Annotated in this window: 15 protein-coding genes and 1 tRNA gene; 12 read left to right on the top strand and 4 right to left on the bottom strand. The window is 56.4% G+C overall.

The window, feature by feature from the left end; genetic code table 11:
* Window positions 1-9: 9 nt before the first annotated feature.
* From K529_RS16180 to K529_RS16155, 6 genes are all read left to right on the top strand, one after another.
* Entirely contained in the window at window positions 10-180 is a 171-nt protein-coding gene (locus K529_RS16180) for a hypothetical protein (protein ID WP_227512356.1), read from the top strand.
* Window positions 180-833, top strand: a complete 654-nt coding sequence (locus K529_RS16175) for a hypothetical protein (protein WP_005614055.1) — start codon at window positions 180-182, stop codon at window positions 831-833. The genes K529_RS16180 and K529_RS16175 overlap by 1 nt, the downstream gene beginning before the upstream one ends.
* A gap of 195 nt (window positions 834-1,028) precedes the next feature.
* A complete protein-coding gene (locus tag K529_RS16170; protein WP_005614054.1) occupies window positions 1,029-1,613 on the top strand; it encodes a hypothetical protein in 585 nt (194 codons plus the stop codon).
* The gene (locus K529_RS16165) at window positions 1,610-2,341 is read left to right on the top strand and encodes a hypothetical protein (RefSeq protein WP_046002683.1); all 732 of its coding nucleotides are present in this window, start codon (window positions 1,610-1,612) and stop codon (window positions 2,339-2,341) included. Before K529_RS16170 ends, K529_RS16165 begins: the two co-directional genes overlap by 4 nt.
* Window positions 2,342-2,966: 625 nt before the next feature.
* Window positions 2,967-3,752 (top strand): HNH endonuclease, encoded by a 786-nt coding sequence (locus K529_RS16160; protein WP_005657888.1) that lies wholly within the window; start codon window positions 2,967-2,969, stop codon window positions 3,750-3,752.
* Window positions 3,753-3,881: 129 nt separating this feature from the next.
* Entirely contained in the window at window positions 3,882-4,184 is a 303-nt protein-coding gene (locus K529_RS16155; RefSeq protein WP_046002684.1) for an HNH endonuclease signature motif containing protein, read from the top strand.
* Between the two features lie 234 nt (window positions 4,185-4,418).
* Here the strand turns inward: K529_RS16155 and K529_RS16150 are convergent, their stop codons facing one another.
* From K529_RS16150 to K529_RS16130, 4 genes are all read right to left on the bottom strand, one after another.
* Complete coding sequence (locus K529_RS16150) at window positions 4,419-4,619, bottom strand: hypothetical protein (RefSeq protein ID WP_040641385.1); 201 nt, start codon at window positions 4,617-4,619, stop codon at window positions 4,419-4,421.
* A gap of 127 nt (window positions 4,620-4,746) precedes the next feature.
* Window positions 4,747-4,832, bottom strand: a tRNA-Leu gene (locus K529_RS16145).
* 134 nt (window positions 4,833-4,966) lie between these two features.
* Window positions 4,967-5,754, bottom strand: a protein-coding gene (locus tag K529_RS23150; RefSeq protein ID WP_110590768.1) for an IS5 family transposase whose coding sequence is annotated in 2 segments (ribosomal slippage) — window positions 4,967-5,415 and window positions 5,415-5,754 — 789 coding nt in all. Because the reading frame shifts where the segments join, the coding sequence is not laid out codon by codon here.
* 204 nt (window positions 5,755-5,958) lie between these two features.
* The gene (locus K529_RS16130; RefSeq protein WP_005611150.1) at window positions 5,959-6,876 is read right to left on the bottom strand and encodes a LysR family transcriptional regulator; all 918 of its coding nucleotides are present in this window, start codon (window positions 6,874-6,876) and stop codon (window positions 5,959-5,961) included.
* A gap of 151 nt (window positions 6,877-7,027) precedes the next feature.
* Between K529_RS16130 and chvE the strand changes: the two genes are divergently transcribed.
* From chvE to K529_RS16100, 6 genes are all read left to right on the top strand, one after another.
* The gene (chvE, locus tag K529_RS16125; protein ID WP_005611152.1) at window positions 7,028-8,083 is read left to right on the top strand and encodes a multiple monosaccharide ABC transporter substrate-binding protein; all 1,056 of its coding nucleotides are present in this window, start codon (window positions 7,028-7,030) and stop codon (window positions 8,081-8,083) included.
* A gap of 80 nt (window positions 8,084-8,163) precedes the next feature.
* Window positions 8,164-9,684 carry a multiple monosaccharide ABC transporter ATP-binding protein gene (mmsA, locus tag K529_RS16120; protein WP_005611154.1) on the top strand — a complete coding sequence of 507 codons (1,521 nt, stop codon included), beginning with the start codon at window positions 8,164-8,166 and terminating at the stop codon, window positions 9,682-9,684.
* A 13-nt stretch (window positions 9,685-9,697) separates the two neighbouring features.
* A complete protein-coding gene (mmsB, locus tag K529_RS16115) occupies window positions 9,698-10,933 on the top strand; it encodes a multiple monosaccharide ABC transporter permease (protein WP_005611157.1) in 1,236 nt (411 codons plus the stop codon).
* Window positions 10,934-10,936: 3 nt separating this feature from the next.
* Window positions 10,937-12,679, top strand: coding sequence for an L-arabinonate dehydratase (gene araD / locus K529_RS16110; RefSeq protein ID WP_005611160.1), 1,743 nt, complete (start codon window positions 10,937-10,939; stop codon window positions 12,677-12,679).
* Window positions 12,679-13,602 carry a Gfo/Idh/MocA family protein gene (locus tag K529_RS16105; RefSeq protein WP_005611162.1) on the top strand — a complete coding sequence of 308 codons (924 nt, stop codon included), beginning with the start codon at window positions 12,679-12,681 and terminating at the stop codon, window positions 13,600-13,602. The genes araD and K529_RS16105 overlap by 1 nt, the downstream gene beginning before the upstream one ends.
* Before the next feature lie 135 nt (window positions 13,603-13,737).
* Window positions 13,738-14,655: a dihydrodipicolinate synthase family protein gene (locus tag K529_RS16100; protein WP_005611164.1), complete on the top strand. Its 918-nt coding sequence runs from the start codon at window positions 13,738-13,740 to the stop codon at window positions 14,653-14,655.
* Window positions 14,656-14,663: the final 8 nt, after the last annotated feature.

Genomic DNA, 14,663 nt, shown 5'->3' with positions numbered 1-14,663 from the left:
CTGCGGGATATGGCCGAATTTACCGAGACCTCGATGCAGACCTGCTCTCAGATTTGCCGCTATCGGGGCTGGGCAGGATCGTATCGCAAAATGTCACAGAGCCACGCGCTGGATAACGGCCCGTTGATGATCGAGGCGTTGGATAGCGAGCTGTCAGCCCTGTTCGGGGAGGCAGCCTGATGTTGAGTGCTGCTGGATTGCGCCCGGTTTCTACCGATGATCTGCCAGAATACCCGATCTCGGCAGAAAGCCGGTTGGACTCGCATTACTTCATGCCGTTCAATCATGATCGCTATGACCGCAGCGACTTCCGGCGCAAGGCCTACCGTGATCCGGAAGTCGGCTTTTTTGGTATGGAGCTGTTCTTCAAGTCACACGGTGAGGCCCCCTTGGGGACCTTGCCCAGCGACGATGACAGTCTGGCCTTTCTGCTGGGGTTGCCGTTGGAGCGGTGGATCTCGCTGAAAGAGCGGGCGTTTAACCCGCTCTATAACTGGCACCCGGTGCGCTGTGACAACGGTGCAATTCGCCTGGCGCATCCGGTGGTGCAAGAGGTGATGGAGGCCGCGCTGCGCGGTCATCTGGAACACAAGGCCAGCAATGAAGACAAGGCGGTCTATGCGCGGCGCAAACGGCTGATCGAGGTGCTGCGCGACATCGGCTGCAGCGAGGATCTGTGTTCCGATGAGCTGGCCGTGGCTTGGGTGGATGACTGGCTACTCAAACACCACCCCGGTCAGAGGCGCATGCCGCAGTTCCAAGCCTCCATCGGACGTGCCCTCAAAGAGGCTGTCTCTGAGGGCATTGTGGGTCGCCCACGACGCACCCCCTGAAATCATTGAAGAAATCCGGCCACCTGTGGGCGGAACAGAACGGAACATACCAGAACAGTTCCGAACAGAATGGAACAGTTCCAGACATAAGAGAGGAAATGAAATGAGAGAATATGAAATGAGATTTCGTTCCACTCCCACTCGGGCCGAGCAGCCTGTGGATATGTCGGAACGCTGAGAAAAAGAGGTGCAGGAATGGATGCGAAAGAACAGGCCGCCGGTGAGGCGCGGGTGCAGGATTTGTTGATCACGCCGCTGGAGGCGCTGGGGCTGGCGCGGCCCTCGACGCTGACCAAGGCGCAGTTTGCGGTGATGCTCCGTGAGCTGCGTCAGAAGCTGGCGTATATGACCCCGGCCAACCTTGCGATCTTGCGGGATTGGGTTGAGGCGCACCCGGGCGGCAAAGATAAGGATCGGTTTCCGATTGGGTTGAAAATTCTGAACAAGGCGCGCGATATCCAGCTCCCGAACAGCGGGCCTTCGCCTTTGTTGTTGAAGGCCTTTACAGGCGAACTTGGACATAAGGCACTTGCTGAGGGCTGGGCACCGGAGTTGCTGCGTTACCTGCGCGGTGCGCGCGTCTGGCCAGGGCCGTACACAATCACCCAGATCCGTAATGAGGCGGATGGGGCTGTGCGCCGGATGGCGGATATCGAGATGCGAGTTGGCCGTGGGGATCGGTTGTCGATGGAGGATGAGAGCTTTCGCGCCCGCCGGTCTGAAGCACTGCAGAAATGCCGGGAGATTGCAGACCAGGCACAGCGGGGTGCAGCAGCATGAGCGAGCATGTTGTGATCGTGGCATCCGATGGCGTAGCGGATCTGACCCCGGTGGCAAAGTTCATGGCGGCACGCCAGCTCCGCCTAAAGGCAGAGGCGGATCGCATCCAGGCGGTGAAAGCACAGGGTTATGTGCCCGAGGTCTGCGGTGATGCGATCCCTGAGGCACCGGCGCGGGGTGCCATTCGTGTTTTCCAGCCGATGAGCCTGTTTCCTGACGGCAAAGACGACTGGGTCGCCCGCCCCTCGGGCTATCGTGGTCGGTCGGCCATGCAGCGCGCAGATGTGTTCGACGTGATGGCGGCCAAGGCGGCCAGCAACGGTAAGCCCGCGCCCTTCACCCGCGCGCAGGTGGCGGCGGGGCGGTATTATCGGGATCTGGTGGAGCGTCACGCCTGCGCCGGAGTCCGGTGCTCATCCATCGAGGCGCTCCGCAGTGGCGGTGGTGGCAGTGGCAGCTTCATTGATGCGGTGCTGCGAGATCGCGAAGAGATTGAGCGGATCCGCAGGCGCATCGGCTCAGGCACCGCCATGGCCGTGCGCAAGATCCGCCCGTCCAAGCGGGGCTCGCGTTTGAATATCACGGATCGGCGGCTGGTGGATATGGTGTGCCTGGACGATAAGCCGATCAGCGCAGTGCTGCGGGCGCATGGGTGGAGTGTCCGGGGGCAGACGGCTGGTGCGCTGCGGCAGGCTTTGGCGGAGGTGTTGGGGCGGATGTTGGTTTGATGGCCTTGGGTGGCCAATCGTATCACGCATGAAATTGAGGTAGGGGATTCAGCCTTGACGTACGGAGGCAGTCGTCGCTAAGCCTGCTTTAGAAGCTAGCCATTCGCCCGCCAAAATACTGTTTTGTAAGGGCATAGTGTGTCGGAGCGCGTAAGTACGGAATGCGGATTAGACGCGCTTGAGTTGTGAGCATGGCAACACCTAGTTCGAAATATAGGATAGTGTGGGTGATCGCCCTTGTCGCAATATGTATGTGGCAAATGGTTTTTTGGTTTGCGGCATTTTATTGGCCACAAACCAATCTGCCTGCATACGCTTTTGGGGCATTTGCTTTCCTTGTGATTTTGTTTGCCTACACTTCACGGGGGATTTTTCTAGTTTCAGCGACACTGGGCGCTGTGGCCTTCTTTTACGTTTTTCACTTCATTTTAGAGCCGGCTGGGCACAGTATACCTGCGTGGGTTTATATTTCTCAGATAGCGTGTGTTGCTGCCTCAGTTCTTTGCTCGCACTTTCGACACCTTGACCAACAACAATAGTTTCAGTTGGATACCTGCGATCCTCACTCCACGGATGTTTCCGATGAGCGATCTAGACAAGGATTCTATTATATAAAGGTATTGATATGTCTGAACTGTTGTTTAATCGCAGTCATGCGGTTCATGCGGTTCATGCGGTTCATGCGGTTCATGCGGTTCATGCGGTTCATGCGGTTCATGCGGTTCATGCGATGCAACAAGCACAAGCCAAAGGCCGGGATTGGTTGTATCAAAACTATCCCAAACCGGATGGTAGACCGACGAAGTCTCGAACCGGCTTCCTCATACATGAAGGGATTGCATATCCCGTAAAACCTCTGGGTCGCTTGGCGAACGAGCTTGCTGGGCATCCGATGTCAGGCAACCCGATCACTAATGATTTTCGCGCTCATTTCCAAAAACTCGGTTTTGCGCTGACTGATGGTGATGTTGAAGAGGCGGATGAGATTGCAACTCAGGTGGAAGCCGAGGAGGCCGCAGAGCGGCAACGCAGATTGGCCAATGTTTGGGTACGTTCCAGGCAAGCACAGTTTCGGCAGGTGGTGCTCGAAGCTTTTGGAAGTTGTTGTATTGTAACAGGTAGCGAAACACTTATCAGCTTGGAGGCCGCTCATATTATACCAGTTGCAGATGACGGCGTTGATGAGGCATGGAACGGTATTCCCTTGCGAGCGGACATCCATAGACTGTTCGATGCTGGCGCGATTGAGATCAACCCGGATACTTGGAAACTGTGGGTCGATGCTGCCGTATTCGAGGACTATGGAAAGTACCATGACTTGGATTTATCACCCAAACTCACCGAGTGTGGGCATACAGAAAAGTTGGCGTCTGCATTGCACAAACGATCCCAATCAAAACAAGGGTCATGATATCTGACCACGGATCACCGGCTACATACCCCCTTGACGCTGATGTCACCGGCATGCCAGTAAATATGCATCATCACCAACTGCGCCCACGGGAGACCGGCGGGCGCTTTTGCGTTCCGGGGGTATGGTATGACGGCACGGAGCGAGTATCACCATTTGTACAACCTGTCGGCGTGGCGACGTCGGCTGCGGCCTGAGCATCTGGCGCGAGAGCCGCTGTGCCGGGCGTGTCTGCGGCGGGGGATCGTCAATGACGGCTCACTGACGGCCTCGGGATCCCGACAGGGTAACCCAAAGCGCTGCCGCCTGGTGGTGGATCATGTGATCCCGCATCGAGGTGATCCGGTGCTGTTTCTGGATCCGGGCAATCTGCAGACGCTGTGCCCGGATGATCATGATCAGAACAAACAACGGCTGGAGGCGCGCGGGTAGCGCCAACAATTTCGAGCCGCGGCTCATCGGTGGCTGCGACGAAATGGATGCGTTCTGAACCACCCGATCCGCGCGCCAGCCGGCGTTTGACCGGCCTGGCTGCCCCCACGGGCGCCTCCTTTGGCCCGAACCGCTGCGCGAGTTCCGGTGTAAGCGCGATCAGGCCCGAGGTTTCGCTTGGCAGGTTTTCGAGCGGCAGCATCACGAGCGGATCATGGTTGTTGTCCCAGTCCTCTAGCTGCGGCCCGGAAAGTGGCGCACTTCAAGCCTTTGTTCGATCCTGCGCAGCCCGATCTCGATGCGATTAAAGCCGATGTTCTGCGCCTCTAGGTTTTCGGCGATCCCGACTTGCAGCAGGCCCAGCGGCCGCACCTGACTGCGGGCTATTTCATCGAGGGCATCGTTCTGACGGGCAAAGGCCGACCATGCACTCAACTTTCAACTTGGACTATTCAGTCGGCGCAGCTCAGCCGCTGTCGGCTGCTCAGGTTATGCTCGCGATCCGAGTAGAAGCTGAAACCGATGAGCCGTTGCTGAAGGTGAATTCGATTCTGGAAATGAGTGGTGCCGCTGACCGGACTCGAACCGGTACGCCCATACAGGCTAGAGATTTTAAGTCTCTTGTGTCTACCATTCCACCACAGCGGCACATGGTCGTGATAGGTTGCATGGAGAGCCTCTTCAAGTCAAAAAAGCCCTGCCAGAGGGAAACGAAATTTATACAGATAGTTGCAGAGTTTTAAGTAGAGGTCCTCAATACAAAGTACTGAAATGGACCTAGGTCATGTTGACAAATGACGGATCCAAAGTCGGATTGACGTGATGTCGATGAAGCCCAAGAAGCTTTCAGCAGTCTTGTCGTAGCGGGTTGCGACGCGCCGGGCGTTCTTGAGTTTGTTGAAGCACCGCTCAACCATGTTTCGCAGCCGATAAAGCGTGTGATCTACACCCACGCGCATCTTACGGGTCTTACGCATTGGAATTTGGGTGATGATGTCGCGCTTATCCATGTTTTTGCGAATACGGTCCGCATCATAACCCCGATCCGCCAGCAGCACCTTGGGCTCCGGCAGGTTGTCGTGCATGACCAGATCGAAGCCGAGATAATCCGATGTTTGGCCCGGCGTGATCTCCGTTCTCATCGGCATGCCATGCGCATTGACGCGGAGGTGGACCTTGGTCGTGAACCCACCTCTTGAGCGGCCAAAACCCTGTCGAGGAGTCCCCCTTTAGCGCCCGCTGCCTGATGATGGGCGCGAATGACGGTGCTGTCGACCATTTGCAGGGCGTCTGGTACGGCTCCGCTCTGGTTCAACGCATCCAGAATGTCCTCCCAAAGCCCAGCTAAGGTCCATCGGCGAAACTGGCGATAGACGCTTGACCATTTTCCGAATTCCTCCGGCAGGTCACGCCACGGGGATCCTGTTCGGGCGATCCAGAAAACCCCATCCAGAACAAGGCGATGATTGGTTGGTTTGCGCCCATTCGGGCCGCGGGCAGCGAGGATGAAATGTTCGAAAAACGTCCACTCCTCGTCAGTCATCAAATCTCGTGCCAAGCTGGTCTCCATAGCAGATACTAGCTTGAATCACGCCTACGGTGCGTTGTGAATCCCTTTTGTCAACACGGCCTAGTACCCTCGGGCATAAGCTGACCTCACAAACTATCGTGTTCGTCCACCGCGTCATCATGAAAGAGCATTCGAACGGGTCCACTTTGGTGGGATAGAGCCCCGAAAGTCACCCTTCGCTATTTGGCATCATCAATTTGTCGCTCATAGGTTTCCATATACAGCATCTAGAACCTGCATGGCGGCCTGAGGAAGTTGTCGGAATCTGTTGCGGATGATGAAACAGGGCGAAACCATGATCGGGTCAGCCAGGTCGAGAGCAACCAGTTTGGTCCCGAGCGGCCCGTGCGCCAGCATTTTTGCGACTTCTTCTGATTGTGGCGCGATCATTTCTTTTGCCTCGAGCAACGACAGAACCACCAACAAAGAGGACGAATTGGTGACCCGCGTTGGGGTTTCAACCTTTTTTTCGTGAAACGCGGCTTCGACGGCCTGACGGATCGGGGACCCTATTTCCTGCACGACCCATTCAAACGCCGTGAGTTCGGCCAGATCAATGCGCGTCTTGCTGGCTAATGGGTGTTCCGGGTGTACGAGAAGGGAAACGATCTCGCTACGCGCGGGCTGAAGGCGGAAATCACGCGCGTCATACTCCGGCGGAATGCGGGCGATCACAAAATCGAAACGACCTTCGACCAGACCGCGCACCAACTCCGTGGAAGGGCCGACTTCGATGGTCATTTCGATATCGGGGGCTGACGCTTTGATGGCACGGATCGCGGGCATCAACAGCCCGACCGCAGGCCCTGTCACTGCGCCAACTCGGGCACGACCAGCCTGACCTGACATGATCCGGCGGGCGTCTTCATCAAGGGCGTGATATTCCTCTAGGATAATCTTGGCGTGCCTGATGCAGATCTCGCAAAGCGCCGTTGCTACCATTCCCTTGGGGTGACGCTCAAAGAGCGGGCCGCCCACGCGATCTTCTATCTCGGCGAGGATCCGGGATGCAGCGGGTTGCGACATGCCGACCATCTGAGCAGCTCTTTGCAGTTGACCGGATTCCGCGATTTTCATCAACAGGTTGAGATGTGCTGGTTTGAGGTGACTGGCTAAATCCATACTTCAACATACCATAAATGATATGCAGAATCTCGAAAATTCGAATTGAGTGGTATGAATTTCACCTGCTACCCATCTTCAGGGTTCGGGAGGACCTGAAAGGGAGATGAAGCACAGCCGGGAGATGCTGGCTTCAAGTTGGAGGAACACCATGCAATTCAAGAAAATCCTGGCCTCGGCCAGTGCTCTTGCCATTCTGGCGACAGCGGCATTGGCAGATGGCACTGTCGGGATCGCCATGCCGACCAAGTCTTCGGCGCGCTGGATCTCGGATGGCAATTCGATGGTCGATCAGTTTGAAGCCGCAGGATATGAGACCGATCTTCAATATGCAGAAGACGATATCCCGAACCAGCTGGCTCAGATCGAAAACATGATTACCAAGGGGGTCGATGTTTTGGTGATCGCCGCGATTGATGGCACGACCTTGTCGAACGCATTGGAAAATGCGGCGGCCTCTGGCATCAAGGTCATTGCCTATGACCGGCTGATCCGCGACAGCGGGAATGTCGATTATTACGCGACATTCGACAACTTTAAGGTTGGTGTGCAGCAAGCGACGACACTGGTTGACGGCCTGAAGGAGCGCTTTCCGGATGTGAAACCTTGGAATGTCGAGCTGTTCGGTGGCTCGCCCGACGACAACAATGCGTATTTTTTCTATGATGGCGCGATGAGCGTGCTGCAACCGCTGATCGACGACGGCTCGATCCAGGTTGTGTCTGGTCAGACGGGTATGGATACCGTGGGGACCCTGCGTTGGGATGGCGCTGTTGCACAAGCGCGGATGGATAACCTCTTGTCCGCAAATTACACAGACAAGCCCCTGCACGGTGCCCTATCCCCCTATGACGGTTTGTCGATTGGTATTCTCTCATCTCTCAAGGGCGTGGGCTATGGGTCTGGCGACATGCAGATGCCGATCGTGACCGGGCAGGATGCGGAGGTGCCTTCGGTCAAATCCATGATCGCGGGCGAGCAGTATTCCACCATTTTTAAGGACACGCGCGCATTGGCTGGGGTGACCGTGGGTATGGTGGATGCGCTGCTCAAAGGCAGCGAACCAGAGATCAACGACACGACAACCTATGACAATGGTGTAAAAGTCGTGCCCTCATATCTGCTCGAACCACTGCCGGTGACGGCTGCGAACTGGGAAGAGGTGCTTGTCGGATCGGGTTACTACACCATGGACCAAATCCAGTAATCTCCTTTAAAACGAAGGATTTTCCTTGGCCTGTCCGGGCATTTGTGCGGGCAGGTCCATAAAAAGTCCGAGAGGGTTTTATGTCCGCACTTCTTGAAATGCGCTCGATCACGAAAACCTTTCCTGGCGTGAAAGCACTGGATGAGGTCAGCCTGACGGTCCGCGAGGGAGAAATTCACGCGTTGGTCGGGGAAAACGGAGCCGGGAAATCAACACTGATGAAAGTTCTGTCCGGTGTGTATCCGGCGGGCAGTTACGAGGGTGAAATTCACTATTCCGGCGGTTTGGCCGAGTTCCGTAACATAGCCGACAGCGAGAAGCGTGGCATTATCATCATTCATCAGGAGCTGGCACTCGTGCCGCTTCTGTCGATCGCTGAAAACCTGTTTCTGGGCAATGAGCAAGCCTCGCGTGGGGTTATCAACTGGCATGACACCTTTCGGCGGACAGAAGAACTGCTGCATAAAGTTGGCTTGCGCGAGGCACCCACAACATTGGTCGGCAAACTGGGTGTGGGTAAGCAGCAATTGGTCGAGATTGCCAAGGCGCTGTCCAAAGAGGTGCGTCTGCTGATCCTTGATGAGCCAACGGCAGCACTGTCGGAAAGCGACAGTCAAGCGTTGCTAGATCTGCTGCTTGAGTTGAAGGCACAGGGCGTAACCAGCATCATCATCAGTCACAAGCTCAATGAGGTGCGTCGCGTCGCTGACAGCGTCACTGTCATTCGGGACGGGGCGACCGTTTCCAGCATGGATGCGCGTACGCAAGAGATCACCGAAGACGCCATTGTGCGCGACATGGTTGGCCGGGATATGGCGCATCGCTATCCGGCCCGAAAACGTGTCGCAAAAGATGTTCTTTTCGAGGTTCAAAACTGGAATGTCTGGCACCCCGAACAACCTGACCGGCAGGTGATTAAATCGGCCAATCTTCAGGTGCGCGCCGGCGAAGTCGTGGGGATCGCGGGACTTATGGGGTCCGGCCGGACTGAGCTCGCTATGAGTATTTTCGGCCGTTCTTATGGTCAAAACATCTCGGGCTCCGTCCGTATTAAAGGGCAGGAGGCTGATGTCAGCCGTGTTGATCGCGCCATCGACGCCGGGCTTGCCTATGTCACCGAAGATCGCAAAAGCCTTGGTCTGATCCTGGAGGAGCCGATCAGCCGCAATGTATCGCTCGCCCATCTGCAGGGTGTCTCACAAAACGGCATCTTGAACGACAACATCGAAACAGAGGTTGCCGAGCGCTATCGCAAGGCGATGAATATCCGCACGCCATCTGTATTCCAGAAGGTGATGAACCTGTCAGGCGGCAACCAGCAAAAGGTGGTGCTGTCCAAATGGCTCTTTGCCGAGCCTGAGGTTCTGATCCTGGACGAGCCGACACGCGGGATCGATGTCGGTGCAAAATTCGAGATTTACGGGATCATCAACGAGCTCTCCGCGATGGGGAAAGGCGTATTGATGATTTCGTCCGAGATGCCCGAACTATTGGGCATGTGTGATCGCATCTACGTCATGAACGAAGGCGCTCTGGTCGGCGAGTTGACCGCCGAAGAGGCCAGCCAAGAGCGGATTATGTCGCTCATCGTGACCGAATAGGGAGGAGCAAGGAATGACACTTGCGCAAACCACCGCTACCGAAGCAGAACCGATGCGGATCGGTGAATATCTGTTGGGCCATCTGCGGACTTATGGGCTGCTTTTCGCGCTCATCGCCATCATGATTTTCTTTCAGATTTCGACGTCTGGTACATTGTTGCGGCCGGTCAATATTACCAATCTGCTGCTACAAAACAGTTACATCATCATCATGGCGCTTGGGATGCTGATCGTCATCGTGTCGGGAAACATCGACTTGTCGGTTGGGTCAGTCATGGGCTTTGTCGGTGCGCTTGCGGCGGTGATGATCGTGCAAATGGATGTGCCGTATCTCTTGGCTATCGTGATCTGCCTTGTCGTCGGGGGGCTGATTGGTGCGGCGCAGGGATATTGGGTCGCATATTGGAAAATCCCGTCATTCATTGTGACGCTTGCGGGAATGCTGGTGTTTCGTGGCCTGTCTCTGTTGCTGCTTGAAGGTCAATCTGTCGGACCATTCCCACGGGAATTTCAGGCCCTGGCCAATGGGTTTGTGGCGGATGTCTTTCCGGCAGGAATGGGGCAGACATTTGCGGCGATGTTTGGTGCGCGTCAGGTGAACGTCCTGGCGCTTGGTGTGGGGATCATCGCGGCAGTCGCAATCGTCTGGAGTGGCCTACGCGCCAGAGCCCGCAATCGCGCATACGGTGTCGTGGACGAGCCGCGCGCGTTCTTTATTGCCCGCAATGTGATCGTCGTAGGAGCCATCGTATTCATTATGTTCAAGCTCTCGACCTTTCGGGGCTTGCCGAATGTGCTGATTACCATGGGTGTGTTGACCATGATCTACGCGTTCCTTACCGAGCGCACCGTGCTGGGGCGCAGGGTTTATGCGCTAGGTGGCAATCAGAAGGCGGCGAAACTATCTGGCATTAAGACCGAGCGGCTGACTTTTCTGGCCTTTGTAAACATGGGCGTGCTGGCAGCCGCGGCGGGTCTGGTCTTTGCTGCGCGCCTGAACACTGCGACGCCAAAAGCAGGGTTCGCGCTGGAACTCGACGTGATCGCGGCGGTCTTCATTGGCGGCGCATCCATGTCCGGCGGCGTGGGCACGATCGTTGGGGCAGTGGTCGGTGCATTCTTGATGGGGGTGCTCAACAACGGCATGTCGATCATGGGTATCGGCATCGATTATCAGCAGATGATCAAGGGACTTGTTCTGCTCGCCGCTGTCATTTTTGACGTCTACAACAAATCAAAGCAGGGGTAAGCTATGGCGTTCGAACCCGCACCCTGGCCGCGCAGGCTTCGCTCGCAAGAGTGGTATGCCGGAAACGGTCGCGACACGATCTACCACCGCGGCTGGATGAAAAACCAAGGCTACCCACATGATTTGTTCGACGGGCGTCCGATCATCGGTATCCTTAATACTTGGTCTGATCTGACACCTTGCAACGGGCACCTTCGCGAGTTGGCCGAGAAGGTGAAGGCCGGCATCTGGGAGGCGGGCGGTTTCCCTGTCGAAGTTCCGGTCTTTTCAGCTTCTGAGAATACGTTTCGCCCAACAGCGATGATGTTTCGCAACCTCGCCGCCATGTCGATTGAGGAGCAAATGAGAGGGCAACCAATTGATGGCGCGGTGTTGCTGGTTGGGTGTGACAAGACCACGCCATCATTGTTGATGGCTGCGGCTTCTACTGATTTGCCATCAATCGTGGTGACGGGCGGGCCGATGCTGAACGGGTATTTTCGCGGTGAGCGGGTCGGATCAGGCACTCATTTGTGGAAGTTTTCCGAGGCGGTGAAGGCAGGGGAGATGACACAGGACGAGTTCCTCGAAGCCGAAGAATCCATGAGCCGGTCATCTGGGACCTGCAATACCATGGGCACGGCTTCGACGATGGCCAGTATGGCCGAAGCACTTGGTATGGCTCTTTCAGGCAATGCTGCAATTCCAGCTGTCGACAGCCGCCGCCGGGTGATCGCGCAGATGTCAGGACGACGCATCGTTCAGATGGTGAAGGATGATCTGAAGCCCTCGGACATTATGACAAAGCAGGCCTTTGAAAACGCAATCAGGACAAATGGCGCTATTGGAGGGTCAACCAATGCAGTGATCCACATGCTTGCCATCGCGGGCAGGGTCGGGGTCGATCTGACGCTGGACGACTGGGATCGTTGCGGGCGGGACGTTGCCACGATCGTCAACCTGATGCCCTCGGGGGCCTATCTGATGGAGGAGTTCTTTTATGCAGGTGGCCTGCCTGTCGTTCTGAAACGCTTGGGCGAAGGAGGGCAGTTGCACAAAACTGCGCTAACGGTATCCGGGCAGACGATCTGGGACGAGGTGAAGGATGTCCGCAACTGGAACGAAGACGTCATCCTGCCGCTCTCCAAAGCGCTGACCCAGCAGGGCGGCATCGCCGTGGTTCGTGGCAACCTTGCCCCGCAGGGCGCGGTTTTGAAACCTTCGGCTGCCACACCACAGCTACTCAAACACCGGGGCAGGGCGGTCGTGTTCGAGGATATTGACGATTACAAAGCTCGGATCAATGACGAGGCGCTCGACATAGACGAGAGCTGCGTGATGGTTCTGAAGAACTGCGGCCCAAAGGGTTACCCCGGCATGGCGGAGGTCGGCAACATGGGGCTGCCACCCAAAGTCCTGAGGAAAGGTATAACCGATATGGTTCGTATCTCGGATGCGCGCATGTCGGGTACGGCTTATGGAACTGTCGTTTTACATACCTCGCCCGAGGCCGCAGCAGGCGGACCCCTTGCGGTGGTCAGGACCGGGGACATGATCGAGTTGGATGTAGAAGCGCGACGTTTGCACCTCGATATTCCCGACGCTGAACTGGCAGCCCGGCTACAGGCTTGGGCGCCGAGCCACGAACAAGTTGATAGCGGCTATCTTTGGATGCATCAGCAGCACGTGCAGGGCGCGGATACCGGCGCTGATCTCGATTTTCTGAAGGGGTGCCGGGGATCTCCTGTCGGAAAGGACTCTCATTGATGGAAATCGCATTAATCGGCATCGGAAAGATCGCAATCGACCAACATGTGCCCGCGATCCAGAACAGCCCTGACTGGAATTTGTCTGCGACCGTGTCGCGTCATGGCACAGTGGCGGGCGTTCCCGCCTTTCATGATTTTGCACAGATGCTGGAAGAGCGGCCAGACATCCGTGTCGTGTCGCTCTGCCTGCCGCCGGTTCCACGGTTTGACTATGCGGCTGCGGCAATCCGCGCGGGTCGGCACGTGATGCTTGAAAAACCGCCCGGTGCGACGCTCTCGGAATGCCACGCGCTCAAAGCGATGGCGCAAGCTCATCGGGTGTCGCTTTATGCAACGTGGCACTCACGACAAGCAGACAAAGTGCCCGCGGCAAAGGCTTGGCTTGCAGAGAAGACACTGCGGAAACTGACGATCAACTGGCGAGAAGATGTGCGGCAATGGCATCCCGGGCAAGACTGGGTGTTTGAGGCAGGCGGTTTAGGTGTCTTTGATCCGGGCATCAACGCACTGTCGATCCTGACGGAAATTCTGCCTGAGCCAGTCCATCTGACCGGGGCTCAGCTTCACTTTCCCGCGAACCGCGAGACGCCAATTGCAGCGGAATGCAGCTTTCATCATCCGAGGGGGGCTGAGGTGTCCATGAGCCTCGACTGGCTGGAGCCCGGCGCGCCGACATGGACCATTCAGGCCGAAACGGATCAAGGCATTATGATCCTTGAAAATGGTGGTGATAAGCTGACGATTGATGGCGAGATTGACGAAGGTGTTTCTGATCTGGCCGGTGAATACTCTCGTCTTTACGCTCAGATGGCCTCATTGGTGCAAAGGGGGGGCATAGATATGGATCTGTCGCCCATGCGGCATGTGGCCGATGCTTTTACACTCGGCAAGCGCATCACCGTTGAACCCTTCGAATGGTAATCGACTGAGCGAGGGCTGGGAGTCGTTGAACACCAAGTCCAGCGCATCGCTGACTCTTTTGCTTCTCTGGCAGTGCAGAGGGCAGTTTTCATGCAGGTTTCACGTCTTGGCGTGACCTGAGACTGAGAGGTCAAAATGCAAAATCCACTCACCGGTATTCTGCCGGTCGCTCCAACACCGTTTCACAGCGATGGGGCCATTGATCCCGATGGGATGCGGCGCGTGCTCGATTGTATGATCGACCAAGGCGTCGATGCGATCTGTATTCTTGCCAACTATTCCGAACAGTTCCTGCTGTCGGACGAAGAGCGCGCGACCCTCACTCGGGTCAGTCTTGACCATGTGGCAGGCCGGGTTCCGGTCATTGTCACGATCAGCCATTTTGCAACGGACATCGTCATACATCGCGCGAAAGAAGCGCAGAGTTTGGGGGCGTCGATGCTCATGATGATGCCGCCATATCATGGCGTGGGGCTTGCTCCTCCTGAACAGGGAGTTTTCGAACATTTTGCAGCCGTCTCGAACGCGATTTCTATCCCGATCATGGTGCAGGATGCGCCGCTATCGGGCGTGTCCTTGCCCGTACCATTACTGGTCAAGATGGCGAGGGAGATCGAACACGTCTCTTACTTTAAGATCGAAACACCGTTTGCAGCCGACAAACTCGCCGCGCTGATCGACTTGGGTGCAGAGCATATTGTCGGACCATTTGATGGCGAAGAAGCGGTGACGTTGCTGGCCGATCTTGATGCAGGCTGTACGGGAACGATGACCTCGGCACTGCAGCCGGAAATGATCCGCCACATTGTAACAGACTACCGTGCAGGCAATCTAGAGGCGGCACTGGATCAGTGGAAACTATGCCTGCCGCTGATCAACCACGAAAATCGCCAGTGTGGGCTGCGCGCAGCAAAAACGGTGATGATGGAGGGCGGCGTGATCGGCTCTGATTACGTGCGCCATCCGCTTACTCCGCTGTCGCCACGTACCAAAGAGCGGCTTATTTCACTGTCACGAGAACTCGACCTGATCGCGCTGCGCTGGGGTAAATAAAGAGGTAA

It is taken from the genome of Tritonibacter mobilis F1926 (assembly GCF_000376545.2).
GTDB classification, from domain to species: domain Bacteria; phylum Pseudomonadota; class Alphaproteobacteria; order Rhodobacterales; family Rhodobacteraceae; genus Epibacterium; species Epibacterium mobile.
This window is presented reverse-complemented; position numbering and strand designations above follow the sequence as displayed.

Coding starts and splice junctions, on each gene's coding strand:
- K529_RS16180 (WP_227512356.1), top strand. CDS start 10: ATGGCCGAATTTACCGAGACCTCGATGCAGACCTGCTCTCAGATTTGC.
- K529_RS16175 (WP_005614055.1), top strand. CDS start 180: ATGTTGAGTGCTGCTGGATTGCGCCCGGTTTCTACCGATGATCTGCCA.
- K529_RS16170 (WP_005614054.1), top strand. CDS start 1,029: ATGGATGCGAAAGAACAGGCCGCCGGTGAGGCGCGGGTGCAGGATTTG.
- K529_RS16165 (WP_046002683.1), top strand. CDS start 1,610: ATGAGCGAGCATGTTGTGATCGTGGCATCCGATGGCGTAGCGGATCTG.
- K529_RS16160 (WP_005657888.1), top strand. CDS start 2,967: ATGTCTGAACTGTTGTTTAATCGCAGTCATGCGGTTCATGCGGTTCAT.
- K529_RS16155 (WP_046002684.1), top strand. CDS start 3,882: ATGACGGCACGGAGCGAGTATCACCATTTGTACAACCTGTCGGCGTGG.
- K529_RS16130 (WP_005611150.1), bottom strand. CDS start 6,876: ATGGATTTAGCCAGTCACCTCAAACCAGCACATCTCAACCTGTTGATG.
- chvE (WP_005611152.1), top strand. CDS start 7,028: ATGCAATTCAAGAAAATCCTGGCCTCGGCCAGTGCTCTTGCCATTCTG.
- mmsA (WP_005611154.1), top strand. CDS start 8,164: ATGTCCGCACTTCTTGAAATGCGCTCGATCACGAAAACCTTTCCTGGC.
- mmsB (WP_005611157.1), top strand. CDS start 9,698: ATGACACTTGCGCAAACCACCGCTACCGAAGCAGAACCGATGCGGATC.
- araD (WP_005611160.1), top strand. CDS start 10,937: ATGGCGTTCGAACCCGCACCCTGGCCGCGCAGGCTTCGCTCGCAAGAG.
- K529_RS16105 (WP_005611162.1), top strand. CDS start 12,679: ATGGAAATCGCATTAATCGGCATCGGAAAGATCGCAATCGACCAACAT.
- K529_RS16100 (WP_005611164.1), top strand. CDS start 13,738: ATGCAAAATCCACTCACCGGTATTCTGCCGGTCGCTCCAACACCGTTT.